This is a genomic window from Paraconexibacter sp. (assembly GCF_041602235.1).
Lineage (GTDB): Bacteria > Actinomycetota > Thermoleophilia > Solirubrobacterales > Solirubrobacteraceae > Paraconexibacter.
The window spans coordinates 1-25,396 of the sequence record NZ_JBFIGP010000003.1; the positions used below are offsets into that span (position 1 = coordinate 1).

Sequence of the window (25,396 nt, forward strand, 5' to 3'; positions counted from 1 at the left end):
CGGTGCAGGGCGTAGCGCCGGTTGCGACCGATCGGGTGGTTCAGCGGCGTCATGGGCGCGGCGGGACGCTGACGGGCGAGCTCCGTGAGCAGCTCGGTCGCCCGGCGCAGGTCGCCGGCCGCCTCGCTCACGGCCCGGACCGGCTGCGCGAGCCGCGTGGACCGCTTCGTGCCCTCGCGCAGCATCCGGCTCGTCGTGTCGCCCATGAGGTCCAGCGGCAGCTTCGCGAGGTGCCGGCGCCGGTCGTAGCGTCGCGGCTTCCACGGCTCCGCCGGAGGGAGATCCAGCGGCTCGGGCGTGGGGTCGAGGATGACCGTCCCGATGTCCACCGCCGCCATGCCGTCGACCAGGGCGTGGTGCATCTTCGGGATCACCGCGGTCCGGCCTCCCTCGAGACCGGTCACCAGCGTCATCTCCCACAGCGGCCGGTCGCGGTCCAGCTTGCGCGACATCTCGTGGCCGACGATCTCCCCGAGCTCCTCGATGCTGCCGGACGTCAGGGACACCTGCTTGACGTGCCAGCCGGTGTCGTAGTGCTCGTCGTCGATCCAGACGGGGTTGGCCAGGCCGGGCGCGGGTGACGCCAGCCGCTGCCGGTAGCGCGGGATCAGGTGCAGGCGGCCGTCGAGCCGCCCGATCAGGCTCGAGCGGTCGATCCCGTCCCCCGCCTCGAAGATCAGCACGCCTCCGACGGCCATGTTGATCGGCCCCTGCTCGGCGGCGAGCGACGAGCGGTCCGCGGGGGAGAGCGGGTCGGCCATGATGCGCAACCCTAGTCCTCCAGGCGGTCGCACGGCTCCTATTTCGGGGCCATGCGCAGCGCGCCGTCGAGCCGGATGACCTCGCCGTTGAGCATCTGGTTCTCGACGATGTGAGCGGCGAGCTGCGCGTACTCCGCCGGGTCACCGAGCCGCGCCGGGAAGGGCACCGACGCTCCGAGCGCCTGACGGGCGGGCTCGGGCAGCGCGGCGAGCAGCGGGGTGTCGAACAGGCCCGGGGCGATCGTCACGACGCGGATGCCGGAGGGCGCCAGGTCGCGGGCGGCCGGCAGCGTCATGCCGACGACCCCGCCCTTGCTGGCGGAGTAGGCGATCTGGCCGATCTGACCGTCGTACGCCGCGATCGACGCGGTGTTGACGAGCACGCCCCGCTCCCCGGACTCCCCGGGTGCGTTCTCGAGCATGGCGGTCGCCGCGTACCGCAGGACGTTGAACGTCCCGATCAGGTTGATGCCGATGATGACCTCGAACGGCATGAGCGGATGGGGGCCCTTGGAGCCCGCGACCTTCTGCGCCCACCCGGTGCCCGCGCAGGTGATGGCGATCCTGAGCCCACCGTCGTCCTTCGCGGCCTCGGCGGCCTGGGCCACCGCCGCCTCGACCTGGGCCTCCTCGCGTACGTCGCACGCGACGAAGGCGGCGCCCAGCTCATCGGCCAGCGCCTGCCCCTTCTCGACGTTGACGTCGGCGATGGTGAGGATCGCCCCCTCGGCCGTCAGCTTCCGGGAGGTCGCCTCCCCGAGGCCGCTGGCTCCGCCGACGACGAGTGCTCCACTGCCTTCGATGTTCATGGCGGCAACCTATACGGGGCCGGGGCGCGGCCGACCCGCGCCCCGCCCGACATCCCGACGACAGGGGGTCAGGGCTTCCGGGCGAGGCTGACAGCGAACAGGTCCTGCGGATCCGTGTACATCTCGGCCAGCTGCAGCCCGGCAGCCGCGAGATCGGCGGTCAGCCGGTCCCGGGTGAACTTCGCGCTGATCTCGGTCCGCAGCTCCTCACGCGCGGCGAACTCGACATCCAGGCCGAGTCGCTCGATCCGCACGGACTGATGGCAGACCGACCGCAGGCGCATCTCGATCCACTCGTGCTCGCGGTCGAAGAACGCGACGTGCGAGAACTGGTCGAGGTCGAAGTTCGCGTCGAGCTCCCGGTTGAGGACCCGCAGGACGTTCAGGTTGAACGCGGCCGTGATGCCCGCGCTGTCGTTGTAGGCGGCCTCGATGACGGCCGGGTCCTTGACGAGGTCGGTTCCGAGGAGCAGATGGTCCCCGGGCGCCAGCATCGCGGCGATCCGCCGCAGGAACCGGCGCCGGCTGCCCGGCGTGAAGTTCCCGATCGTGCCGCCGAGGAACGCGACGATCCGCGACCCCTCGGGGTTCGGGTCGGGGACGCGGTGGAGGTGGCGGTCGAAGTCGCCGACGATCCCGTGGACGTCGAGTCCGTCGTACTCGTCGACGAGCGCGCGGGCCACGTCGCGGACCATCGACTCGGTCACGTCGAAGGGCACGTAGCGGACGAGGGTCCCGGCGCGGCGCATCGCGTCGAGCAGCAGGCGGGTCTTCGCCGCGGTCCCCGAGCCGAGCTCGACGAGCTCGGTCGCACCGGTCGCCTCGACGATCGCGTCGGCGTTCGCCGTGAGGATGGCGCGTTCGGTGCGTGTCGGGTAGTACTCGGGCAGGTCGCAGATCCGGTCGAAGAGCTGCGCGCCGTGGGCGTCGTAGAAGTGCTTGGGCGGCAGCTCCTTGAAGGGGCGTGTGAGCCCGTCGAGCACATCGTCGGCGAGGGCGCGTTCGCCGCCCGCGCCTCCGTCGACGAACGATTCGATGCGGAGTCCGGACGGTGGCGGCGCCACCGTGGCGGTCTCGAAGATCGGCTCCATCAGTGCGCCTCCTCGTCGTGTGCCAGGCGTACCCCGGCGAAGATCTGCCTGCGCTGCGGCAGGTCCCAGTTGCGGAACGTCGTCGTCGCGACGCGCGGATGCGTCGCCCACGAGCCGCCGCGCAGCACGCGGTAGCCCCGGTCGAAGAACACCTCGGAGTACTCGCGGTAGGGGTGGGCCACGAACCCGGGGTACCCGCTGAACGTCGTGGAGGTCCACTCCCAGACGTTCCCTGCCGATGCCCCCACGGTCTGCTGGTGCCAGGTCGCCGCCCGTTCCCACTCCGCCTCGGTCGGGAGTCGCGCTCCGTGCGCGCGGGCGAAGGCGTCGGCCTCGAACCAGGAGACGTGGCACACCGGGGCGTCCGGATGCCCGTCCCTGATCGCCGGGTGACAGGTGGAGTCGTCGTCCTGCTTCCACGCCCACCCCTCGTCCGACCACCACTCGCGACGCTCGTAGCCCCCGCCCTCGGTGAACGTCAGCCAGCTCGCGTTCGTGACCGGTCGCGTGGCGATGCGGAAGGCCGGGACCTCGACCCGATGGGCCGGTCGCTCGTTGTCGTAGGCGAAGCCCTCGGCGCGGGCCCCGAGCAGGTGCTCACCGGCGGGGACGCTGATGAAGGAGCCCTCGCCGAGCTGCGGCGGTCCCGGCAGCGTCGGCGGCAGCAGGTCGGCGTGCCGCATGGCCTGCAGCATGGTCTCGGTGTGCTGCAGCTCGTGGCGGAGCACCATCTCGAAGACGGTGCCGTCCCCGACCCCGCGGCGGGCGACGACCTCGCGGACCCGCTCACGGACCGCGACGAGCTCGGCCTCCGCCTGCGCCCGGTCGAGGAGCTCCAGCTCGCCACGCACGGCGCGCGGGGTCTCGAAGGCGTCGTAGAGCGCGGCGAGGTCCTCGCGGCGCAGCGGCAGGCCGCCGTGGCGGTGGACCAGCCAGAGGTCCTCGTAGGCGGCGATGTGACCGAGGTCCCACACCAGGGGGGAGAGGATCGGGTCGATCTGCCGCTCGAGGTCCTCGGTGGACAGGTGGGAGACGAGGTCCAGCGTGCGCGCGCGGACCGCGTCGAGGTCGGCGAGGACGGTGCTGGCTGTGGCGCTGGCTGTCGTCTGTGCGTCGGGCATGCGGCCGGACATCAGGCGGGGGTCTTCCCGTTGATGGGCCAGCCTACGCCCCTGACTGGCGTCGGTCGCGGGCCGGCGGTGTACGTTCACACCGTGTTCACCTCTCTCCGGAAGCTGGCGCATCGGTCTCTCCGTCCCGCTGTGGCGGCGTTCGTTACAGCCGCCGTCCTCGCGCCGGCGCTCTCCGGCGCGGCCGCGAAGAAGGCGCCGCGCCGCGACTTCCCTCCGACGACGAGCTACACGACCATCGAGGGCGTCGATCCCGAGGCGCCCTACTCCCGCCTGCGCTTCGCCCCGGGGTGGAAGCGCGTGATCCGCTCCGATCTCGGCGCGTCCCCGGTGCGAGGACGGCACAAGCGGCGGGACTCGCTCGTCTACTTCGCGCAGCTGTCGGACTTCCAGCTGGCCGACGAGGAAGGCCCGGCACGCGTCGAGGCGCTCGATCTCGGCGGCACGCCGTTCACGTCCGCGTGGCGTCCCCAGGAGGCGTTCGGCCCCCAGACGGTCGACCAGGTGATCCGTCAGATCAACCGCTTCGAGGACTCGCCGATACGCCACCGGCGGTCCAGGCACACGAAGATGGCGGCGGTCATCACGACCGGGGACAACGCGGACAACCAGCAGGCCAACGAGGTGGAGTGGACCGTCAAGCTCCTGGAGGGCGGGCGGCTGATGCCCAACAGCGGCGTGGACGCGCCGGGATGCGGACCGGTCGGGGAGGCGCAGAGGTACACCGGCGTGCAGGACTTCGGGGACACGCTGGAGTCCGGGCAGTTCTACGACCCCGACCGCCCGTCGGGACCCTTCGCCGCGTGGCCGCGGTACCCGGGGCTGATGGACAGGGCGCAGCGTCCGTTCAACACCCCGGGGCTGAAGGTCCCGAGCTACGTCGCCTTCGGCAACCACGACGGTCTCGTGCAGGGCAACGCCTGGGCCAACGCGGGCTTCGAGGCGGTGAGCACGGGATGCCTGAAGCCGCTGCAGTCCGGTGGACTGGGCTCCTCGGCGCTCTTCACGTCCCCCGATCGCAGCGTGCTCGTGCCGCCAGACCCCGAGCGCCGCTTCGTGGACCGCAAGGAGTACATGGACCTCCACGTCACCGGCAAGCAGGCCGACGCCCACGGCTTCGCGCTCGTGGATCCCCAGGAGACGGCCGCGTCCGGCGGGCAGGCCTCCTACTACGCGTTCGCACCGCGGAAGGGCGTGCGGATGATCTCGATCAACACCGTCGCCGAGGGCGAGACGATCGGCAGCGAGGGCAACCTCGACGACCCCCAGTTCCGCTGGCTCGAGAGGACGATCGCCGCCGCGGAGAAGGCCGGCGAGCTCGTGATCGTGTTCGGGCACCATCCGATCCGCTCGCTGACCCAGAACAGCACCGACGAGGACGTCCCTCCGTGCGACGACCGCCGGACGGCCGGCCCGGGCTGCGACGGCGACCCGCGTACCTCGACCCCGCTGCACTTCGGACCGGACCTCCAGCAACTGCTGCTCGACCACCCGGCCGTCATCGCGTACGTGGCGGGCCACACGCACGAGCACAAGATCACGCCGTTCCAGCGGTCGGGCGGCGCGCCCGGCGGCTTCTGGGGCATCGAGACCGCCAGCGAGGTCGACTGGCCGATCAACTCGCGTCTGCTCGAGGTGATGGACAACCGCGACGGGACCCTGTCGATCTTCGGGACCGCGATCGATCACGGGGGCAGGCTCGACGCGCCCGCGCCCGGGAAGGACGCCAAGGGGTTCTCCGAGGAGCAGCTCGCCGCGATCGCCCGGGAGTTCGCCTTCAACGACCCGCAGGTCGGAGGCAAGGGCAAGAGCATGGGCGGATCGGGCAAGCCCGAGGATCGCAACGTCGAGCTGCTGCTGCCCGACCCGCGCTGAGGTCCGGGCGGCGATTCAGTCCGCGACCGGGGCGTGCTCCTCGTCGCGGATCACGTGCATGACCGCGTTGATGAGCGCGAGGTGCGTGAACGCCTGCGGGAAGTTGCCGAGGTGCCGGCCCGTCGCGGCCTCGAGCTCCTCGGCGTACAGGTCCAGCGGGCTGGAGAGGGACAGCAGCCGCTCGCAGAGCTGACGGCCACGGGTGCGCTCGCCGATCTCCAGCAGCGCGCTGACCAGCCAGAAGCTGCAGATCAGGAAGGTGCCCTCCTCGCCCGAGAGCCCGTCGTCGGTCTCCTCGGTGCGGTACCGCAGGACCAGGCCGTTCTCCGTGAGCTCGTCGGCGATCGCCAGGACGGTCGCGCGGACGCGCGGGTCGTCGTGGGGGAGGAATCGCACGAGCGGGATGAGGAGGTTGCTGGCGTCCAGCGCGTCCGTGTCGTAGTGCTGGGTGAACACCCCGCGGTCGTCGGTGCCCTTCTCGCAGATCTCGGCGTGGATCTCGTTGGCGACCTCGCGCCACTCGTCGGCGAGGTCGTCCTTGCCGCGGCGCGCCGCGAGCCGTGCGCCGCGGTCCAGCGCCACCCAGCACATGAGCTTGCTCGACGTGTAGTGCTTGGGCTCGCCGCGCGCCTCCCAGATGCCCTGGTCGGGCATCCGCCACGTGTCCTTGGCGCGCTGGACCTGGTCCTCGATGACCGGCCACAGGCGCTGCGAGTTGTGGCCGTACTCCTTGGTGTGGAGGTAGATCGAGTCCAGGACGGCGCCGTACACGTCGTTCTGCCGCTGGTCGTGCGCCCCGTTGCCGATGCGGACCGGGCGCGCGTTCTCGTAGCCCGACAGGTGGTCGAGGGTCTCCTCGTCGAGCTTCCGCTCCCCGCCGATGCCGTACATGATCTGCAACGAGCCGTCGCCGTTGCGTTCCGCGTCCGCCACGAACTGGATGAAGTCGTCCGCCTCCCAGTTCAGGCCCAGGGAGTTCAGGGCGCTGAGGGTGAACGTGGCGTCCCGCATCCAGGTGAAGCGGTAGTCCCAGTTGCGCTCGCCGCCGGGCGTCTCGGGCAGGGAGGTCGTGGCCGCCGCGACCATGGCTCCGGTCGGCGCGTACGTCAGCCCCTTGAGGACGAGCGCGCTGCGCTGCAGGTGCCCGCGCCAGCGATGGTCGGGGAACTTGCCGTCGGCGAGCCAGCCGCGCCAGAACTCGGAGGTCGTCTGCAGGGACATCTCGGCCTCGAGCACGCTGCGCGGCCCGTCGAGCAGGCGCGACCACGACAGCGCGCAGTACCGGGTCTCGCCGGTCTCGAGGCGGTGCCGCGCCCGCGCGCAGCCGCCCTCGATGCCGAGGCGCAGGTCGCTGATCAGGCGCATCCGGCGCTCGCCGCCGTCGGTGCAGTCCACGGCCATGGTGTCGCCCTCCGGGCGCTCCCACACGGCCGGCTTCAGCCCGTAGTCCCACATCGGCTCGCAGAGGAGCTCGATCTGCGCCTGGCCGTGGATGCACGTGATCGTCCGGACCAGGACGTGGTGGGCCTCGAAGTCCGTCGGCGGACGCGTGTGCGCCGTCGCGGCGCCCTGGGTGCGCTCCCGCCAGTGGCCGATCACCAGCGCGTCCCGGACGACCAGCCAGCCGGTCGGCGTCATCCACGTGGTCTCCAGGATGTTCGTGCCCGGCTCGTAGCGACGGCCGGCGGGCACGCCCATCGACGACGGGCCCAGCCGGAAGCCGCCGGCGCTGCGGTCGAGGATGGCGGCGAACACCGACGGTGCGTCGAACCTCGGCGGGCACAGCCACTCGACGGTGCCGTCCGGCGCCACCAGCGCCGCGGTGTGGCAGTCGGAGAGGAAGGCGTAGTCGGCGATCGGCGGGAACGGCGATCGCGTCGGAAGTCGTTCGACGAACGGGGTCGGGTCGGCCTCGAACTGCGCGTCCATGAACGGATCCATGGCGCCGCGGCGAGGCGGATGCGCGCCCGCGCCCCCGTTCACGGTGGCGTCGGTGCGGGCTGCCGCGACGCGCTCGGCCGTGGCGGCATCGTCGGTGGCGGAGCGCTCAGGGGGTGCGTTCACCCCTCCTAGGATGGCGAACGTGCCCGCGCGCCACAAACCGCGGGCGGGCTCCTGCGGTTCGGAGCGGGTTCGGCTGGCGCGTCGGCGTCCTATCGGACCAGGCCGTAGCGCCCGTACGACCCTGCCCCGGGGATGATCGGGGCGGCGTCCACCTGGAACCACTGCTCCAGGAGCGAGGAGTAGAGCGCACGGAAGTCCGACGTGGATCGCAGGTTGCCCTGGGCGTCGAGCGTCGAGAGGCCCGGGAACTCACCGACCATCCTGCCCTTCGCCTGGGATCCGATCACGAACCCGACCCCGGCGGCGCCGTGATCGGTGCCGGTGCCGTTCTGCTGCGGCCGGCGACCGAACTCCGACCAGACGAGGGTCAGCACGCGGTCCGCGATCCCCCGCGCCTCCAGGTCGCGCTGGAAGGCCAGCAGGCCGTCGCTGGTGGCCTTCAGGTCGTCGCCGAACGACTCGAGCTGCCCGCTGTGCGTGTCGTAGCCGCCCGGCGCCTCGATCGCGACGCACCGCAGCGGCAGGCCTCCCTGGATCCCGGCCGCGACGCCCTTGAGACGGCTGGCGAACGTCCCGCTGGGGTAGGAGACCGGTGCCGAGATGCCGCCCTGGAACGGGCCGAGCGCGGCCCGGATCCCGTCGACCTGCCCCGCCACGCTCCGCGCTCGCTGCCGGTGGGCGTCCTCGCTGGGGAGCCGTCCCAGGGTGCCGATCGCCGCGTACATCAGGTCGTCCATGTCGTCGTGCACGCCCGGGGCGGACAGCCGGTAGTCGTCGAGGCGCGACACGGCGGCGACGGGGTTCCTGGACGGGGCCAGGGCCGGGGAGAGCGACCAGCCGACGCTCAGGCCCTGGAGCGGGTTGGTCGGCGACCCGTGCTGGTCCAGGAACCGACCCATCCACCCGTACTGCGCGCCCGGGTCCAGCGCGCCGACCTCCCAGTAGTGCTGCGAGGTGAAGTGCGACTGGTCGGGGCTCGCGTAGCCGACCGCCGGGAGCACGCCGACCTTGCCCTCGCCGTGCAGGGTGCGCAGGCCGGAGGCCGACGGGTGCCACATCAGGCGCGCGTCCTCCGAGAAGGTCGGCCCTTCGCCCGGCAGGAGCCGCAGCGTGGGGCGCAGGGAGGCGTAGCGGCTGTCGCCCACCGGCGCCAGGACGCTCAGCGAGTCGACGCCCCCGGCCATGAAGACCGACACCAGGACCCGGCTGGAGGGGGACCCGGTCGCCGCCTCCGCGATGCCCTCCTCGAGCGCGCCGAGCCCGAGCTTGGAGGCGCCGTAGACCGCGAGGCCGGAGGCGAACCCGCGGACCATGAGCGATCGACGGGTCAGCCCGGTCCCCGCGGGCGCAGGCATCCCCGGTTCGATGCGGGGGAGCCCCCGGCCCGCTTCGGCCACCCCGTGGCGCAGCATCTCGGTGCGGGTGAAGCCCTTGCAGCAGTTCGGTGTCATGTCAGGAGACCTGGAAGTCGGAGGAGGTCAGGATCAGCATGCGCAGCGCGTTCTGGCGCATCCCGCGGCGCGGGCCGGCGGCCCACTGGGGGAGTCCGGCAGGGATCGTGTCCCGGGCGAACGTCAGGAGCGCCGCACGCAACTCGGTGGTGAGCGAGGGGGACCCGCACCAGGCGACGGCCTTGGACACGGCCTGCTCCGCGGTCTCGGTCGCGTCGTAGGGCGCGGTGGCGCTCCACGGGTCGACGATCCGGTCCCAGACGGCGACCGCCGTGGTCTCCCAGCGGCCGCGCCAGCGCGAGGTGTCCAGCCACTGGTCCTCGTTCCACCCCGCGACGTTCGGCGGGAACAGCAGGCGCTGCCCGGACATGTCGGCGAGCCACGACCACGCGGTCGTGTCGACGTGGCGGCCGATCGCCCGGAGCGTGCCGGCCTGCTGGACGACGGGCGGGATGATCATGGACGGGCCACGCAGGAACGTGGGGTGCTTGAGGATCGTCTCCAGCAGGGGCGCGACCTGCCGGCCGCTGCTGAGGTAGAGCTGCTGGAGGTACGCCTGGGTCGCAGGGTCCGGTGGAACGGGGACGAACGCCGACCAGAGCTTGGTCACGAAGTGGCTGGCGTGCATCGGGTGGTTCAGGCAGAGGTCGAGCGCCTCGCGCCAGCCGTGCGCGCCGGTCCGGCCGAAGATCGTCTTCTGCCCGCCGTCGTGCCGGTTCCCGTCGAAGCGGAAGTTGACGTAGCCGAGGTTGGAGTCCCAGTCCGCGCGGAAGCCGGTGAACGCGCGGGCGGCCTCACGCACGTCCTGCTCGGTGTACGCGTCGCGGCCCGCGCCGAGCGTGAAGAGCTCCATGACCTCGCGGGCGAAGTTCTCGTTCGGGTTCCACCTGGTGTTCTGGATGCCGTCGAGCCACACCAGCATCGCGCGGTCCTTCGTGACGTCGTGCAGCAGCTCGGAGAACGACCCGAGTGCGTGCCGGCGGAACAGCTCGTTCTGTTCGAGCATGAACTCGGCGCTGCCGACCTTCGCGCGGCTGGTCGCGAACCAGTCGTGCCACACGAGCGTCATCCGCTCGACGAGCGGCTGCGTGGTGCGCACCATGCGGTCCAGCAGGTGGCAGTGGTCGTGACCCCAGAGGTCCCGTGGGGCGAGCGGGTTGCCGTCGTCGTCGACCGGGGCGGGGCCGACGAGCTGCGCGGTGCCCTGCGGGCGTACGAGCGAGCGGACGGCGGCGTCGAGACCCATGGCGGCGAGGGCCTCCGCCTGCCCGGGGACGGGACCGAACCCCGCCCGCCAGAGCAGCCGTCGCGCGTCGGCGACCGTGAAGTCCGACGGGGTGGCGGGGATGGATCCCGGATCGGGCGCGGGGACGGGGTCCGGCGTCGGGGGGACCGCCGGCGGGGGCGCCGGGGGAGGAGGCGTGGCCGGGGCGGGGGTCCGCGCCGCGGCGGGAGCGGCGGGTGCGGCAGCCGCCGCGGCCGGGACAGCCGCCGCCGGCGCCGGAGCCGGCGCGGGGGCGGGGGCCTCCGGGGCGCTGGGGGCGGGGGCGAACCAGGACGGCGCCGAAGCGGCGGGCTTGCGCGCGGTCGTGGTCTTCTTCCGGCCGGCGGACTTCTTCTTGGAGCTCTTCTTCTTGCTCTTCTTGCTCTTCTTGCTCTTCCAGCAGAGCTTGATCCGCTTCTTGCGTCCCTTCTTGGTCTTGACGGTCTTGATCCGGCACGTGCGGCCCTTGGACTTCGTGAGCTTCTTCTTCCGGACCTTCTTGGAGACCTTGCGCTTGCCGGTCACCTTCTTCTTGGCGGCGGCCAGCTTGCGGGCCTTCGCCCGTGCCTTCTTCACGCGTTTGGTCGAGGTCGCCACGGTCGGGCCATCGGCGGCCCGCGGCATCGCCCCCACCGGCCCCGCGGATGCGTCGGCCAAACGTCCAGGGGCCGCCAGCCGTCCCTGGACATCCGTCCGTCAGCCGTCGAGCGCCGCGGCGTCGGCGAGGATGGTCAGGCGGTCGCGCCGCAGCAGCGAGGCGGGCGTCGCCGCGGACGGCGTCTCCAGGGTGCGGCGCAGGGCCGGGGACTTGTCGGCCCCGGTCACCGCCAGCACCAGGGCGCGAGCCTTCCCCAGCGTTTCCAGCGTCAGGGTCACCCGATCGGGCGGAGGCTTGGGCGCGTCGCGGACGGCGAGGACACGCGGGCCACCCGTGAACGTCTCGAGCTCGGTCGAGTACGGGAACAGCGAGGCGGTGTGGCCGTCCTCGCCGAGACCCAGCAGCACGACGTCCAGGACCGTCGCGCGGAGCTCCGCGGCGTAGGCCCGCGCCGCCGCGTCCGGGTCGTCGAGCTCGCCGAGCACGCGGTGCTCCGTCACGCCGGACCCGAGGCCGGCGCGGGCGAGCAGCGTCTGCCGCACGAGCCGGTGGGTCGACTCCTCGTGGTTCGGGGGCACGCAGCGCTCGTCCGCGTACCAGAGGTGCACGTCACGCCATCCCGCGGCGTCGCCGGCGAGCAGCTCGTAGGCGCGCCGCGGCGTGCGTCCGCCCGAGAGCGCGACGTGCGCCACGCCGCGTGCGGCGTGGGCGGCGGCGATCTCGTGCCGCACCCGCTCGGCGAGGGCGTGCGCGACCTGCTCCGCGTCCGCGAAGCGCTCGATCCGTGCCTGCGCGCTCATCGCTCCGACCTCCGCGCGTCGAGGGGCTGATGGTGCTGGGCGAGCTCGGAGTCCGCCCGGATCACGTGGAGGACCGCGTTGATCAGGGCGAGGTGCGTGAACGCCTGGGGGAAGTTGCCGAGATGCCGTCCGCTGAGCGGGTCGATCTCCTCGGCGTAGAGGTGCAGCGAGGAGGTGTAGCCGAGCAGCCGTTCGCACAGCGCCCGGGCCCGGTGCGTCTCCCCGATCTCCGACAGCGCGCTCACGAGCCAGAACGAGCAGATGATGAACGCGCCCTCCTCGCCGTGCATGCCGTCGTCGGTCTCGTGGACCTTGTAGCGCAGGAGCAGCCCGTCGACCGCCAGCTCGGTGGCGATCGTGTTCACCGTCGCCACGATCCGCTCGTCGTCGGGAGGCAGGAAGCGCAGCAGCGGGAGCAGGAGGCAGCTCGCGTCGAGCGCGTCGGAGTCGTAGTGCTGGCGGAACACCCCGCGCGCGTCGACGCCCCGCTCGAGGATGTCCGCCTTGATCGTGTCGGCCTCGGCCTGCCAGCGCTCGACGGTCTCGTGGTCCTGCCGCAGGCGGGCCAGGCGGGCTCCGCGGTCGCACGCCACCCAGCAGAACACCTTGGAGCTGACGAAGTGCTTCGGCTCGCCGCGGACCTCCCAGATCCCGCGGTCCGGCTCACGCCAGTACTTGATCGCGCACTCGACCTGGTGGCTGATGATGGGCCAGAGCGAGTCGGGGAGCTGGTCGCGGGACTTCGTGTGGATGTAGACGCTGTCGAGGTACACGCCCCACACGTCGTGCTGGCGCTGGTTGTAGGCGCCGTTGCCGACCCGGACGGGCTTCGCGCCCTCGTACCCGTCGAGGTGCTCGAGCGTGCGCTCGGTCAGGTCGCGCTCCCCGCCGATGCCGTACATGACCTGCAGCTCCTCGTCGCCGGCGGCGACGTCCTTGATGAACGCGAAGAAGTCGGCCGCCTCCCAGTCGAACCCCAGCGAGTACAGGGCCCACAGCGAGAAGGTCGAGTCGCGGATCCACGCGTAGCGGTAGTCCCAGTTGCGCTCGCCCCCGGGGGTCTCGGGGAGCGAGGTCGTGGTCGCCGCCGTGAGCGCGCCGGTCGGCGCGAAGGTCAGCCCCTTCAACGTCAGGGCGCTGCGCTGCAGATGGATCCGCCACGGATGGTCCGGGAACTCGCCGCGGGAGAGCCAGTCGTGCCAGAAGTCGGCGGTCCCGACCAGGCGCTCGTAGGCCTCGGGGTAGGAGGAGGGGGCGGGGTGCTCGGTCCACGAGAGCGCGACGTACGCCTCGTCGCCGTCGTGCATCGTGGTGCGCACGAAGGCGTGGCCGCCCTCGAGCCCCAGACGCAGGTCCGTCGTCAGGTGCAGTTCGACGCCCGGCACCTCGGCACTCGTGCCGGTGGCCACGTGGTAGCCCTCGGTCGCGTACTCCCAGTCGACGCGGTGGCGCCCGTAGTCGAGCTTCGGGTCGCAGTCGACGGTCATCTCGACCGAGCCGTTCACGCAGCGGATGGTCCGCAGCAGCACGTGGTCGGCGTCGTAGTCGTTGGGGGTCCTGCGGTGGGTCTCCGACCGCTCGGTCTCGTGGTACCAGCGACCGACCAGCAGCACGTCGCGCACGACCGCCCAGCCCGTGCGGGTCTGCCACGTCGTCTCGAGGATCATCGTGCCCGGCAGGTAGCGTCGGGCCGCGGGGACCTGCACGCCGGTCGGCGAGACGCGGAAGTACCCGGCGTCCCGGTCGAGCATCGCCCCGAAGATCGAGGGCCCGTCCATGCGCGGGAGGCACATCCACTCGATCCCGCCTCCGGGGGCGACGAGCGCGGTGACCTCGCAGTCGGAGAGGAAGGCGTACTCGCCGATCGGCGGGAACGGGCTGCCGCCCAGCGGCAGGTCGATGCCGGTCGACAGCCGTCTCATCGCGCGAGCGCCTCCGCGATGCGCAGCGCCGGGACGTAGGTCCGGTCGCGCAGCAGCGCCTGCCGGATGCCTTCGCCGAGGATGCCGCCCTCGCCGCGGGAGGCGCCCAGCGCGGTCCACGCCTCGGTGGTCCCGTCCCGCCGCGTGAGCGACGCCCGCAGGCCGCCCTGTCCGCGATCCAGGGTGCGGGTCTCGCCGCGGGCGGTCTGGACCGTGATCCCGGCGAGCCCGGGGACCGACTGGGTCGGGTCCGCGACGAGATCCAGCGTCACGTCCTGTCGCCGGGCGTGCAGGCGCGCCCGCAGGCCGCCGTCGTGACGCACGAGCGGGCTCGGGTCCCAGCCCAGACGGGAGGCCAGCCATCCCGCCAGCAGGAGGGCGGCGGCCGGGGACTCCGGATGGTGCCGGATCTCCATGCGGCTGATCGCCTGGAGGTCTCGGCGGCGGTTGGGTGGATCGAAGGTCCCGGCGATCCGCTCCCGCCACGGCGTCGAGCGCAGCCAGGCGAGGTCGACCACGTAGATCCGCTCCGACAGGGCCAGGGCGTGGCGCATTGCGGTCGCGGGGTCCGCTTCCTCCACCGTGTCGATGAGGACGATCTGGCTCAGGTCCAGCAGCTCCTCGAGGGCCTCCTGGTGCCCGTGGGGAGCCCAGATGAGGGTCGGCAGGTCGGTCTTCACGAGGGGGTCGACGATCGTGTCGAGCCCTGCGAGGTGCTGCTGTCCGAGGCTGAGCACGAGCGTCTCGCGGACCGGTGCGAGCTCCCCGGCCTTGACCTCGGCCGCGCCGCTGAGGGTCACGGTGGCGTCGATCGCCGTGCGCCGTGGCTCGATCGAGCAGACGATCGTCCGCGACGGGTGGAAGCGACCGACCTTCCCCAGCCGGTTCGCGATCTCGCCGCTCCAGGCCCGGTCGACGATGAGGACCAGGTTGAGGACGCGCGACTGCACGTACCCGGGGTTCTCCTGCACGCGCTGGTGCTCGAGGTGCCGGATCGCCGCCTCGATGGCGGTCGGCGTGGTGTCCTGCTCGCGCCAGACGGTGTCGGTCGTGGCCGGCATCGGTTGCGGCTAGACCCGTCGCCAGCGGTCGCCGTCACGCAGCAGGGTCTCGGCCTCCGCCGGGCCCTGACTGCCCGCCTCGTACTGCGGGAGGGCGGCGTCGGAGTCCTCCCAGCGCGACACGATCGGATCCATGATCCGCCACTGCGCCTCGGCCTCGTCGTTGCGGGTGAAGAGCGTGGCGTCGCCGCGCATCGCGTCCATGATGAGGCGCTCGTAGGCCTCCGGGGACTGGGAGACGAACGAGGTCCCGTACTGGAAGTCCATCTGGACCGGCCGGATCTTCATGCGCGTACCGGGGATCTTCGCACCCAGCGACAGCGAGACCCCTTCGTTGGGCTGCATGGTGAACACCAGGACGTTCGCGGACAGCGGCGCGTGTCCGGGGTCGAAGCCGCCGAAGGCCATGTGCGGCACCGGCTTGAGGGTCACCGCGATCTCGGTGACCTTCCGGGCGAGCCGCTTGCCGGTGCGCAGGTAGAACGGCACGCCCGACCAGCGCCAGTTCTGCACGTGCAGCCGCAGGGCGGCGTACGTCTCGGTCGTGCTGTCGGCGGGCACGCCCTCCTCCTCGAGATACCCCGCGACCTCGTCGCCGGAGGACTGACCGGCGGCGTACTGCCCGCGCACGGACATCCCGTCGATCTCCTCGGGCAGCGGCGGGCGGATGGCCTTGAGGACCTTCACCTTCTCGTTGCGGACCTCGTCGGCCGACAGGTCGATCGGGGGCTCCATGGCGAGCAGGCACAGCAGCTGCATCATGTGGTTCTGGACGAGGTCGCGGAGCGCCCCGGCGCCGTCGTAGTAGCCGGCCCGCGATCCGATGCCGATGTCCTCGCCGGCGGTGATCTGGACGCTCTGGATGTGATCGCGGTTCCAGACGGGCTCGAACATGCGGTTGGAGAACCGGAACGCCAGCATGTTCTGCACGGTCTCCTTGCCGAGGTAGTGGTCGATGCGGAACACCTGGCGCTCGTCGAACACGCCCAGGACGGTGCGGTTGAGCGCCTCGGCGGAGGCGAGCGTGGTCCCGAACGGCTTCTCGATGACGATGCGGACGTCGCCGGCGCGGTCGTCCGCGCAGCGGTTGAGACCGTGGCCCCCGAGCTGCTCGACGATGACCGGGAAGAAGTCCGGCGCGGTGGAGAGGTAGAAGGCGCGGTTGAGGCTCAGCGCCCCGGCCCGCTCGTCGAAGTCCGCGAGGACCTCGGCGATCCGCGAGTACGTCTCCGGATCGTCGAAGGTCCCGGCCACCCAGCGGACCTCCGCGAGGAGGGCGTCGAGCACGGTCTCGTCCGGCTCCCGGCGTGAGAACTGCCGGATCGCCTGTGCGGCGTCCTCGCGGAACTCGGCGTCGCTCATCGGGCTGCGGGATGTGCCCACGAGGTGGAAGCGCTCCGGGAGCGCGCCCTCGTGGGCGAGGTTGTAGAGCGCGGGCAGGAGCTTGCGCTTGGACAGGTCCCCGAGCCCGCCGAAGATGACCAGCGACGTCGGCCGGACGGGCAGGCGCTCGAGGCCCTCGATCAGCGGGTTCTCCGCCGTCGGGTCGTCGTCCGGCGTCATTCCGCGGTCGGGGCCTTCGCCGACTTCACGACCGCGTGGCCGCCGAACTGGTTGCGCAACGCGGAGAGCATCCGGTGCGTGAAGTCGCCGTTGCCGCGGGAGTAGAAGCGCGCGTGGAGCGAGGCGGTGATCGCCGGCATCGGTACGTCCTTGTCCATCGCGTCCTGGAGGGTCCAGCGTCCTTCGCCGCTGTCGGCGGTGAAGCCGTCGAGGGCGGCGAGGTCGTTGCCTTCCTGCTCGAAGGCGCGCGCCGCGAGCTCGCAGAGCCAGGACCGTACGACGGAGCCCTGCATCCAGAGGTGGGCGATCTTCGCGTTGTCGAGGTCGTACTCGCTCTTGTCGAAGAGGTCGAAGCCCTCGGCGTAGGCCTGCATCAGGCCGTACTCGATGCCGTTGTGGACCATCTTCACGTAGTGGCCCGCGCCGACGGGCCCCATGTGCGCCCATCCGGGGCCGTGCTCCTCATCGGGAGCCGGGGCGAGCACGTCGAGGATCGGGGACAGGCGCCTCACGGCCGCCTTCGGCCCGCCGACCATCATGCAGTAGCCCACGTCGAGGCCCCAGACGCCGCCGCTGGTCCCGACGTCGACGTAGGCGATGCCCGAGGACTTCAGGGCGGCGGCGCGCGCCTTGTCGTCGGTCCACCGGGAGTTGCCGCCGTCGATGATCGTGTCGCCCTTCTCGAGCAGCCCGCCGAGCTTGTCGACGGTCTGCTGGGTCGGTGCCCCCGCGGGCACCATGATCCAGACGAGCCGGGGCGCCGGCAGCTTCTTCACGAGATCGGCGAGGGACGACGCACCGATCGCCCCGTGGGCGACCGCGGCCTTCACCGCGGCCTTGTCGAAGTCGAAGGCGACGACCTCGTGGTCCGAGTCGCGCTTGATGCGCGCGACCATGTTGCCGCCCATCTTCCCGAGTCCGACGAAACCGATGTGTGCCATCAGAGGAGGCCCTTCAGTCGTGAGGTGAGCGCTCGGAGCGCGGCGGCAGGATCCTCGCCCTGCAGCGTGACGCGCTCCGCCGGTCGCCCGTGCGCCCGGAGGGTCCGCAGGTCGCCGAGCGCCTGCGCGTGCTTGAGCGTGGTGAAGCCGAAGGACTGGCCGGGGATGGCGATGTCCTCCCCGTGGTCGTGCACCAGCTGCAGGAACCGGCCGACCGGGGGGCCGCCCTTGTGGAACTGCCCGGTGGAGTGCAGGAAGCGCGGGCCGTACCCGAAGGTCGTCGTGGCGCGCGTCGCGTCCCGTACCGTCGCGCGGAGGTCGGCGACCGCCTCGTCGAAGGCGGGGGAGGGGGCGAGGTAGCCCATGACGGCGAAGTACGCCCCGGGTTCGGAGAGGCCGGCCAGCAGTGACCGCAGCGCGTCGTCGTCCGCGTCGGGGTCCGCGCCCTCGTCGAGGCCGTCGGCGAGCACCGCCTTGGTGGCCGCCTTCGCCTCCGCCACGTTGGGCTGGTCGAACGGGTTGATGCCCAGCGTCCAGCCGGCGACCGCGGTCCCGAACTCGCTGAAGAAGAAGACGCGACCGAGGTCGCGCGCCCCGTGCACGGTCAAGGTCAGGATCGGGTGACCTGCGGCGGCCAGCGCGGCGAGCCGCTCGTCGTGGTCGGCGTCGGGTGCGTCCTCGTCCCGCAGGTGCACGAAGACGCGGTCGGCGCCGTAGCTCTCGACCGCGCCCAGCGGCTCGTCGGCGACCGGGAGGATCCCGCGACCCTCCTTGCCGGTCGACTCCGCGATGAGCTGCTCGATCCACAGCCCGAAGCTCTCGAGCGGCGGGTCGACGACGAACGTGAGCTTGTCCCGCCCGTGCAGCGCGAGCTCGCCGAGCGTGCATCCCAGCCACAGCCCGCTGTTCCCGCGCGAGGAGTCGAAGCTCGCGCAGCCCTGCTCCGCGACCCCGGCGCCATCCAGGAGGGCCTGGACGTCGGCGCCCATGAGCGCGGCCGGCACGAGTCCGAAGAAGGACAGCGCGCTGTAGCGGCCGCCGATGTCCGGGTCGTTGAGGAAGGTCCGGCGGAACCCGCGGGCGGCGGCGAGATCCACGAGCGAGGAGCCGGGATCGGTGATGGCGATGAAGTGGCGCCCGGCGGCCTCGGCGCCGACCGTGTCGTACATGACGGCGTGGAAGTGCTCGAAGGCGCTCAGCGTCTCGATGGTGCCGCCGGACTTGGTCGCGACGACGAACAGCGTCCTCGGCAGCGACACGCGCTCGTGGACCGCGCGGACCGCGGCCGCGTCGGTGGAGTCGAGCATGACGAGTTCCGGGTGGCCGGGCTGGTCGCCGAAGCTGCGCCGAATGACCTCGGGGGCCAGCGACGAGCCGCCCATGCCGAGCAGGACGACGTGCTCGATGCCGTCGGCGCGGACGGCGTCGGCGAAGGCGCACAGGTCGGCGACCTCGGCCGCCATCCTCCCGGCGATCGTGAGCCAGCCCAGCCGATCGGCGACCTCCGGCTGCCCCGCGGGTCCGAAGACCGTGTCGTCGCCGCGCCAGATGCGGCGGACGATCTCCTCGCGTGCGGCCTGGGCGACGCGCTCGGCGACCGGCCGCTCGAGGCCGTCCGGCAGCGTCGCCGCGATGGTCGGGGGCCGCCCGGTGACCACTGCTTCCCGGGCGTGCTCGATGCCGCGCAGCAGCTTCTCCATCGGCGCCACGAACGCGGCGATCCCCTCGCGCAGCAGCGTGTCGGTCACGTCGTCGAGGTCGATCCCGGCGTCGGCGAGCGCGCGGAGGTCGACGGTCGGGTCGAGCCCGGCGGTCGGCGTGCCGTGCAGGACGAGGGCCGCGGGTTCCAGACGCTCCCCGGCGGCGATCAGGGTCGCGAGGGGCATCGTGTTGACGGTGTCGGGGCCGGCGAGCCCGTCGACGTACAGGGTGTCCGGGTACGCGGGGTTCTTGACCCCGGTGGACGCCCAGAGCGGTCGCTGCACCGGGGCGCCCGCGACGCGCATCCGGGCGAACCGCTGCCCGTGGAAGATCTCGCGGAACCGGTGATAGGCGGCGCGGGCGTTCGCGAGCCCCGCGCGTCCGGCGAGATCGGTGCGGTCGAGGGCCTCGAGCCGGTGGTCGACCTCGGTGTCGACGCGCGAGACGAAGAACGAGGCGACGGAGCGCACGTCGAGGGACAGGCCCGCCTCGTGCCGGCGCTCGAGCCCGCGGATGTAGGCCTCGGCGATCCTCTCGTACGCCGCGACGCTGAACAGCAGCGTCACGTTGACGTTGATGCCGTGGAAGATGGCCTCCTCGATGGCCGGCACGCCGGCGGACGTCCCCGGGATCTTGATCATCGCGTTGGGGCGGTCGAGGGCCTCCCAGTACTCCCGTGCCTGGGCGATCGTGGCGTCGGTGTCGTGCGCGAGGTCCGGGTCGACCTCCAGCGAGACGAACCCGTCGGCACCGCCGGTCTCGGTGTACACGGGAGCGAGCACGTCACAGGCGTCCTGCACGTCCTGGAGGGCGATGGCGCGGTAGATCGCGCGGGCGTCCGCGCCGTCGGCCGCGAGCCGCTCGAGCTGCTCGTCGTAGTCGCTGGACCCGAGGATGGCCTTCTCGAAGATCGCGGGGTTGGAGGTCACGCCGCGCAGCGACTCCTCGGCGACGAGCCGGGCGAGCTCCCCGCTGGTGACGAGCCCGCGCCGGATCTGGTCGAGCCAGACGCTCGTGCCGGTGGCGGTCAGTGCGGCGAGTCGCTCGTTGATGCTGGCAGTCCGGCTCATGACGCAACCCTTTCATGTGCCGCAACCGCGGTCGACGAAACCTCCGCGAAGGCGACGCGGCGCGTCGGGAGGCACCGGTCGGGCCCGGGGCGCGTCGGATAGCGTCCGGGCGATGAAGGCCCTTCAGATCGTCGAGCTCACCGGACCGGACACCGCGCTGCGCGTGGTCGACCTCCCCGATCCGGAGCCCTCCCACTTCATGACACCGGGAGAGGGCGTGGTCATCGACGTGAAGGCCGCGGGCGTCTCGTTCCCCGAGGTCCTCCAGACCCGCGGCCAGTACCAGATGAAGCCGGAGCTCCCCTTCGTCCCGGGCAGCGAGGTCGGCGGCACCGTGCGCAGCGCGCCGGAGGGGTCGGGCTTCTCGGTCGGGGACCGCGTGGCCGGGTTCTGCGTCCTGGGCGGCTTCGCCGAGGTGGCGGTCGCTCCGGTGGCGATGACCTTCGCGCTGCCGGACGTCCTGGACTTCGCGCAGGGTGCCGCCCTGGTGCTCAACTACCACACCGCGTACTTCGCGCTGGTGACCCGCGGGCGCCTGGCCGAGGGGGACACGGTGCTCGTGCACGGCGCGGCGGGCGGTGTCGGCACCGCCACCATCCAGGTCGCCAAGGGGCTCGGGGCGCGCACGATCGCGGTGGTCTCCAACGACGAGAAGGAGCGGGTGGCGCGGGAGGCCGGAGCCGACGAGGTCGTGCGGTCCGACGGACCGTGGAAGGACGAGGCGCTGGCGCTGACCGGCGGCCGCGGGGTGGACATCGTGCTCGACCCGGTCGGCGGGGATCGCTTCACCGACAGCCTGCGATCGCTGGCCCGCGGCGGCCGTGTCGTGGTCGTCGGGTTCACGGCGGGATCCATCCCCGAGGTCAAGGTGAACCGCCTGCTGCTCAAGAACACCGAGGTCGTCGGCGCGGGCTGGGGCGAGTACCTGTTCGGCTCCGGGCTCGCGTACGGGCGTGAGGTGGGCGACGCCATCGCGGCGCTGATCGAGAGCGGGCACGTGCGGCCGCCGGTCGGTGCCCGCTTCCCGCTGGAGCGGGCGGCCGAGGCCTTGCATCTGATCGACGGCCGTGGGGCGACCGGCAAGGTCGTGCTCGAACCGTAGCCCGGTCCCGACCAGGGCTCTAGGCTGCTGCGATGGAGCAGCTCGGGGGGATCGCTGCCGCTGACGAACGGCTCGGCCGCCGGTTCCCGCTGCCCGGGGCGGTCCTGCCGCTGACCCGGTGGGTGGAGGTGCGGGCGCTCGGTGACGGCGACGGCACCGAGGTCGAGTGGAATCTCGACGACAGCCGTCCGGGCTCCCCGGGGCGACTGGCGCTGTACGTGGGCCACGCGCCGCCGCCCGACCAACTGCCCGAGGAGGGCGGGGAGGCCACGCGGGTCGAGTTGGCGGGTCGCCACATGACGGTGCGCCGGTCCCCGCTCGAGCACGCGCAGGCGTCGCTGCGGCCGGCGCTGGAGCTGCGGTGGCGCACCGCATCCCTGCAACTGCGTCTCACGGCGCAGGGGCCGTGGGCGATGGAGGACGTGCTCGCGATCGCCGCGAGCGTCGACCTCGACCACTGAACCAGCTGCGCCGCCGGGTTGACCGGCTGGGGTAGGGTCAGCGACATGGACTTGAAACGGGTGAGTCGTGGGGAGTACGTCGCGATCGTCGGAGGCGTGTTGCTGGCGATCGGGATCTTCACCAAGTGGTACGAGTCGGTCAGTGACCTGGCCGTCCTGGCGGACGTGACCGGAAAGGGCACGTTCTCGGCCTGGGACGCCCACTCGATCCTGCGGTGGCTGTTCCTGGCGGCCGCAGCGGCGCCGCTGATCCTCGCGTGGATCATCGCGCGCGACCACGCGTTGTCGTGGCCGAGGGGGCAGGTCACGTCGATCGTGGCGATCGCCGCCATCGGCATCCTGTTCTACGTCGGCATCATCGACCGGCCGGGCGAGCCCTCGGGGCAGATCGAGCTGGAGTTCGGGTGGTACGTCGCGATGGCCGGGGCCCTGCTCATGCTGGCCGGCTCGGTCATGCGTCAACAGGAGTCCGAGCTCAAGCGCAAGCCTCCAGGCACCGTCTGAGGCTCTGCGCATAGGCTCTGCGGCGTGACCCCTGCGAACCGTCCCGACCGTAACCTCGCCCTCGACCTCGTCCGCGTCACGGAGGCGGCCGCCCTGGCCGCCGCCGGCATGGTGGGCAAGGGCGACAAGATCGCCGCCGACCAGGCAGCCGTCGACGCCATGCGCCTCGTGCTCGACACCGTGAGCATGCGGGGCACCGTGGTCATCGGCGAGGGCGAGAAGGACGAGGCGCCGATGCTCTACAACGGCGAGGAGATCGGCAACGGCGAGGGGCCGGAGATCGACATCGCCGTCGACCCGCTCGAAGGCACGACCCTGACCGCCAAGGGCATGCCCAACGCCCTGGCGGTCATCGCCCTCGCGCCCAAGGGCACGATGTTCGACCCGGGGCCGTGCGTCTACATGGAGAAGCTCGCGGCCGGCGCCGATGTCGCGGATCTCCTGGATCTCGACCGCCCGATCGCCGAGACCCTGCGCCTGATGGCCGAGCGGCGCGCCTGCGCCATCGGCGACCTGACGGTCATCGTGCTCGACCGTCCCCGCCACGCGGAGGGGATCGAGGCGATCCGCGCCGCAGGCGCCCGGGTCCGGCTCATCTCCGACGGCGACGTCAGCGCGGTGCTGGTCGCGGTCTCCGAGGACCGTCCGGTCGACCTCCTCTGGGGTGTGGGCGGGACGCCCGAGGGCGTGATCGCCGCGGCTGCCGTGAAGTGCATCGGGGGTGGTCTCGTGGGGCGCCTGTGGCCGCGTGACGAAGGTGAGCGCCAGGCCGCGCTCGACGCGGGCTACGACCTCGACCGGCAGCTCACGCAGGACGACCTCGTCGCCAGCGACGACTGCTTCTTCTCCGCGACCGGGGTCACCGACGGCGACCTGCTGGAGGGCGTGCGGTACCGCGGCGCCGGTCACTGGACGACCGAGTCGCTGGTGATGCGGTCGCGGTCGGGCACGGTGCGCCGGATCGGCGCGCAGCACAACCGCGCCAAGCTGCGCCAGTTGAACCCCGAGAAGTACGGCTGAGCGGCGGCGACCGCCGGTCAGGCGGTCGCGACGGCCGGCGTGCCGGCGGCGCTCTCGTCCGGGGTCGGTCGCCGTTCCGGGAGGTCCACGGTGAAGGCGGGCACGAACACGTGCGCCAGCGGACCGATCGACAGCGCGTAGGCGAGGGTGCCCAGCCCGACGGTGCCGCCCAGGAGCGCACCCAAGGCGAGGACGGTCATCTCGATCCCGGTCCGGACCACCCGCAGCGATGCGCCCCGTGCGGCCAGCCCGGTCATGAGGCCGTCGCGGGGGCCGGGACCGAAGCGCGCGCCGATGTACATGCCGGTCGCGACCCCGTTGAGGACGATCCCGCTGACGAGCAGTCCCGTCCGCGCGGCCGTTCCTCCCGGGGTGGTCCAGAGCGCGAGGCACAGCTCCACGACCAGGCCGACCACGATGACGTTGCTCAAGGTGCCCAGGCCGGGGCGCTGACGCAGCGGGACCCACAGCAGGAGCACCAGGACGCCCACGAGGCAGACCCAGATGCCGGTGCCGATGCCGGTCTGCCGGGCGAGGCCCTGGTGCAGGACGTCCCAGGGGTCGTTGCCCAGCGCGGACAGGAGGATGAGCGCCGCGCTGAAGCCGTAGAGCACGAGGCCGGCGTACAGCTGAACCAGACGGCGGGCCAAGCGGGGGGTGGCGGCGAACGACACGCGGCCATGGTCCTGCATTTGGCTCGCTCCACGTAGGGCCAAGTGTGGGATGCTGGCCCGATGGTGCGGAACATCGGTCCGGCCGCGCTGGCGGCGCTCCTCGGAGAGGGGTGGCGCCGCCCCGGTGCCGCCGCGGTCGCCCTCGCCGACTCGCTCCGGGGGCTCGTGGTGGACGGACGCCTCCCCGTGCAGACCCGGATCCCGAGCGAGCGCGCGCTCGCGCCCGAGCTCGGGGTGGGGCGCGGCACCGTCTCGCGCGCCTACGACCGACTCCGCGAGGAGGGCTTCCTGATCAGCGACCGAGGCGCGGGGAGCCGGCTGGTCCTGCCGCCGGGACGACCCGGTGCACCGGTCGGACCACCGGTCCCGGGCTCCGTCGCGCCGCAGGCGCTCGACCTGACCATCGCCGCCCTCCCGGGCCCCGAGCCGCTGCTCGCCGAGGTCATGGATCCTGCCGTCCGCGCGTTCCGTGCACTCGTGGCCTCCCACGGCTACGCCGCGGCGGGCATCCCCGCGCTGCGAGAGGCACTCGCGGAGCGCTTCACGGCGCGCGGGGCGCCGACCACCGCCGACCAGGTCCTCGTCACGGCCGGAGCCCAGCACGCGCTGCACCTCGTGCTGACGCTGCTGTGCGCCCCGGGGGACCGGGCGCTCCTCGACGCCCCGACCTACCCGCGGACCCTGGCGGCGCTCCGCACGGCCCGCGTCCGCGCCGTCGGCGTGCCGCTCGGACCGCAGGGCTGGGACGTCGACGCGTGGCGGGCGTCCCTGACCGTCGTGGCCCCGCGCGTCGCTCTGACCATCCCGGACTTCCACAACCCGACCGGCCTGACGATGGCGGCGTCGGACCGCGCCGCGCTGGCCGAGGCCTGCGCCCGCGCCGGCTCGACCCTCGTCGTCGACGAGACGATGACCGAGCTGCGGCTCGACGGCCCCGCGGTCCCGGCGCCGGTCTGCGCCTTCGACCCCGGCGCGGCGGTCATCACCGTCGGTTCGATGAGCAAGGCGGCGTGGGGAGGGCTGCGTCTCGGCTGGATCCGGGCCAGCCCGGCGCTCGTGCGCGATCTCGCGGCGGTTCGCGCCGATCTCGACATGGCCAGCCCGGCCTTCGAGCAGGCGCTCTCCGTGGAGCTCCTGGCACGGTGGGACGAGGTGCTCGCCAACCGCCGTGCCCTGCTGCGCCCCCGGCGCGACGCGCTCCTGGCAGCCCTCGACCGCCATGCGCCCGGCTGGTCCCTACGGGTCCCGCACGGCGGGCTCAGCGCCTGGATCAGACTCCCCGGGGCGGGCGCGACCGCCCTCGCGGCGGAGGCCGCGCGCGACGGGGTCCTGATCACGCCGGGTCCCGCGTTCTCCGTCGACGGGACGTTCGAGCACCACCTGCGCCTGCCGTTCTCGGCAGCTCCGCAGGTCCTCGAGGAGGGGGTCCGGCGGCTCGCCGCGTACGCCCACGACCTCGGGGAGCTGGCCGGACCCGGGCGGGCGCCGGCGCCCCATCCGTCCGGCTCGGGGGCGATCTGAGGCGACCGCGGGC

General features: G+C 72.5%; 20 protein-coding genes. 6 read left to right on the plus strand and 14 right to left on the minus strand.

What is annotated here, in order from left to right; all coding sequences use genetic code 11:
- The 4 genes from ABYE80_RS00365 to ABYE80_RS00380 form a co-directional block, all read right to left on the minus strand.
- A partial coding sequence (locus ABYE80_RS00365) for a wax ester/triacylglycerol synthase domain-containing protein (RefSeq protein WP_372787775.1) occupies nt 1-761 on the minus strand: 761 nt, incomplete at its 3' end.
- Between the two features lie 38 nt (nt 762-799).
- The gene (locus tag ABYE80_RS00370; protein WP_372787777.1) at nt 800-1,570 is read right to left on the minus strand and encodes an SDR family NAD(P)-dependent oxidoreductase; all 771 of its coding nucleotides are present in this window, start codon (nt 1,568-1,570) and stop codon (nt 800-802) included.
- 68 nt (nt 1,571-1,638) lie between these two features.
- A complete protein-coding gene (gene egtD / locus ABYE80_RS00375) occupies nt 1,639-2,661 on the minus strand; it encodes an L-histidine N(alpha)-methyltransferase (protein ID WP_372787778.1) in 1,023 nt (340 codons plus the stop codon).
- Nucleotides 2,661-3,782: an SUMF1/EgtB/PvdO family nonheme iron enzyme gene (locus ABYE80_RS00380; RefSeq protein ID WP_372787779.1), complete on the minus strand. Its 1,122-nt coding sequence runs from the start codon at nt 3,780-3,782 to the stop codon at nt 2,661-2,663. Before ABYE80_RS00380 ends, egtD begins: the two co-directional genes overlap by 1 nt.
- Nucleotides 3,783-3,875: 93 nt before the next feature.
- Here ABYE80_RS00380 and ABYE80_RS00385 point away from each other — a divergent pair, with 93 nt between their 5' ends.
- Nucleotides 3,876-5,666: a TIGR03767 family metallophosphoesterase gene (locus ABYE80_RS00385; RefSeq protein ID WP_372787781.1), complete on the plus strand. Its 1,791-nt coding sequence runs from the start codon at nt 3,876-3,878 to the stop codon at nt 5,664-5,666.
- 15 nt (nt 5,667-5,681) lie between these two features.
- Here ABYE80_RS00385 and ABYE80_RS00390 read toward each other — a convergent pair whose 3' ends face one another.
- The 9 genes from ABYE80_RS00390 to ABYE80_RS00430 form a co-directional block, all read right to left on the minus strand.
- Nucleotides 5,682-7,595, minus strand: coding sequence for a glycoside hydrolase family 15 protein (locus ABYE80_RS00390; protein WP_372787826.1), 1,914 nt, complete (start codon nt 7,593-7,595; stop codon nt 5,682-5,684).
- A 224-nt stretch (nt 7,596-7,819) separates the two neighbouring features.
- Entirely contained in the window at nt 7,820-9,181 is a 1,362-nt protein-coding gene (locus ABYE80_RS00395) for a DUF1501 domain-containing protein (RefSeq protein ID WP_372787782.1), read from the minus strand.
- A gap of 1 nt (nt 9,182) precedes the next feature.
- Entirely contained in the window at nt 9,183-11,042 is a 1,860-nt protein-coding gene (locus ABYE80_RS00400) for a DUF1800 family protein (protein ID WP_372787783.1), read from the minus strand.
- Nucleotides 11,043-11,141: 99 nt separating this feature from the next.
- Complete coding sequence (gene pgl, locus ABYE80_RS00405; protein ID WP_372787784.1) at nt 11,142-11,843, minus strand: 6-phosphogluconolactonase; 702 nt, start codon at nt 11,841-11,843, stop codon at nt 11,142-11,144.
- Nucleotides 11,840-13,765: a glycoside hydrolase family 15 protein gene (locus ABYE80_RS00410; RefSeq protein ID WP_372787785.1), complete on the minus strand. Its 1,926-nt coding sequence runs from the start codon at nt 13,763-13,765 to the stop codon at nt 11,840-11,842. The genes pgl and ABYE80_RS00410 overlap by 4 nt, the downstream gene beginning before the upstream one ends.
- Nucleotides 13,762-14,826: a glucose-6-phosphate dehydrogenase assembly protein OpcA gene (locus tag ABYE80_RS00415; RefSeq protein ID WP_372787786.1), complete on the minus strand. Its 1,065-nt coding sequence runs from the start codon at nt 14,824-14,826 to the stop codon at nt 13,762-13,764. Before ABYE80_RS00415 ends, ABYE80_RS00410 begins: the two co-directional genes overlap by 4 nt.
- A gap of 9 nt (nt 14,827-14,835) precedes the next feature.
- On the minus strand, nt 14,836-16,389 hold the full coding sequence (zwf, locus tag ABYE80_RS00420; protein ID WP_372787787.1) for a glucose-6-phosphate dehydrogenase: 1,554 nt from the start codon (nt 16,387-16,389) through the stop codon (nt 14,836-14,838).
- Entirely contained in the window at nt 16,386-17,330 is a 945-nt protein-coding gene (gene gnd, locus ABYE80_RS00425; RefSeq protein WP_372787789.1) for a phosphogluconate dehydrogenase (NAD(+)-dependent, decarboxylating), read from the minus strand. Before gnd ends, zwf begins: the two co-directional genes overlap by 4 nt.
- Nucleotides 17,330-20,101, minus strand: a complete 2,772-nt coding sequence (locus ABYE80_RS00430; RefSeq protein ID WP_372787790.1) for a bifunctional transaldolase/phosoglucose isomerase — start codon at nt 20,099-20,101, stop codon at nt 17,330-17,332. The genes gnd and ABYE80_RS00430 overlap by 1 nt, the downstream gene beginning before the upstream one ends.
- 112 nt (nt 20,102-20,213) lie before the next feature.
- On the opposite strand from ABYE80_RS00430, the gene ABYE80_RS00435 reads away from it, so the two are divergent.
- The 4 genes from ABYE80_RS00435 to glpX are packed head-to-tail and all read left to right on the plus strand — an operon-like array spanning nt 20,214 to nt 23,188.
- A complete protein-coding gene (locus ABYE80_RS00435) occupies nt 20,214-21,203 on the plus strand; it encodes an NADPH:quinone oxidoreductase family protein (RefSeq protein ID WP_372787792.1) in 990 nt (329 codons plus the stop codon).
- A 32-nt stretch (nt 21,204-21,235) separates the two neighbouring features.
- Nucleotides 21,236-21,664 (plus strand): hypothetical protein, encoded by a 429-nt coding sequence (locus tag ABYE80_RS00440; RefSeq protein WP_372787794.1) that lies wholly within the window; start codon nt 21,236-21,238, stop codon nt 21,662-21,664.
- 45 nt (nt 21,665-21,709) lie between these two features.
- Nucleotides 21,710-22,168, plus strand: coding sequence for a hypothetical protein (locus tag ABYE80_RS00445; protein ID WP_372787796.1), 459 nt, complete (start codon nt 21,710-21,712; stop codon nt 22,166-22,168).
- 24 nt (nt 22,169-22,192) lie between these two features.
- Complete coding sequence (gene glpX / locus ABYE80_RS00450) at nt 22,193-23,188, plus strand: class II fructose-bisphosphatase (RefSeq protein ID WP_372787798.1); 996 nt, start codon at nt 22,193-22,195, stop codon at nt 23,186-23,188.
- Nucleotides 23,189-23,205: 17 nt separating this feature from the next.
- Here the strand turns inward: glpX and ABYE80_RS00455 are convergent, their stop codons facing one another.
- Nucleotides 23,206-23,880, minus strand: a complete 675-nt coding sequence (locus ABYE80_RS00455) for a YitT family protein (RefSeq protein ID WP_372787800.1) — start codon at nt 23,878-23,880, stop codon at nt 23,206-23,208.
- 42 nt (nt 23,881-23,922) lie between these two features.
- On the opposite strand from ABYE80_RS00455, the gene ABYE80_RS00460 reads away from it, so the two are divergent.
- Nucleotides 23,923-25,383 carry a PLP-dependent aminotransferase family protein gene (locus ABYE80_RS00460; protein WP_372787802.1) on the plus strand — a complete coding sequence of 487 codons (1,461 nt, stop codon included), beginning with the start codon at nt 23,923-23,925 and terminating at the stop codon, nt 25,381-25,383.
- The last annotated feature ends 13 nt before the right edge of the window (nt 25,384-25,396 follow it).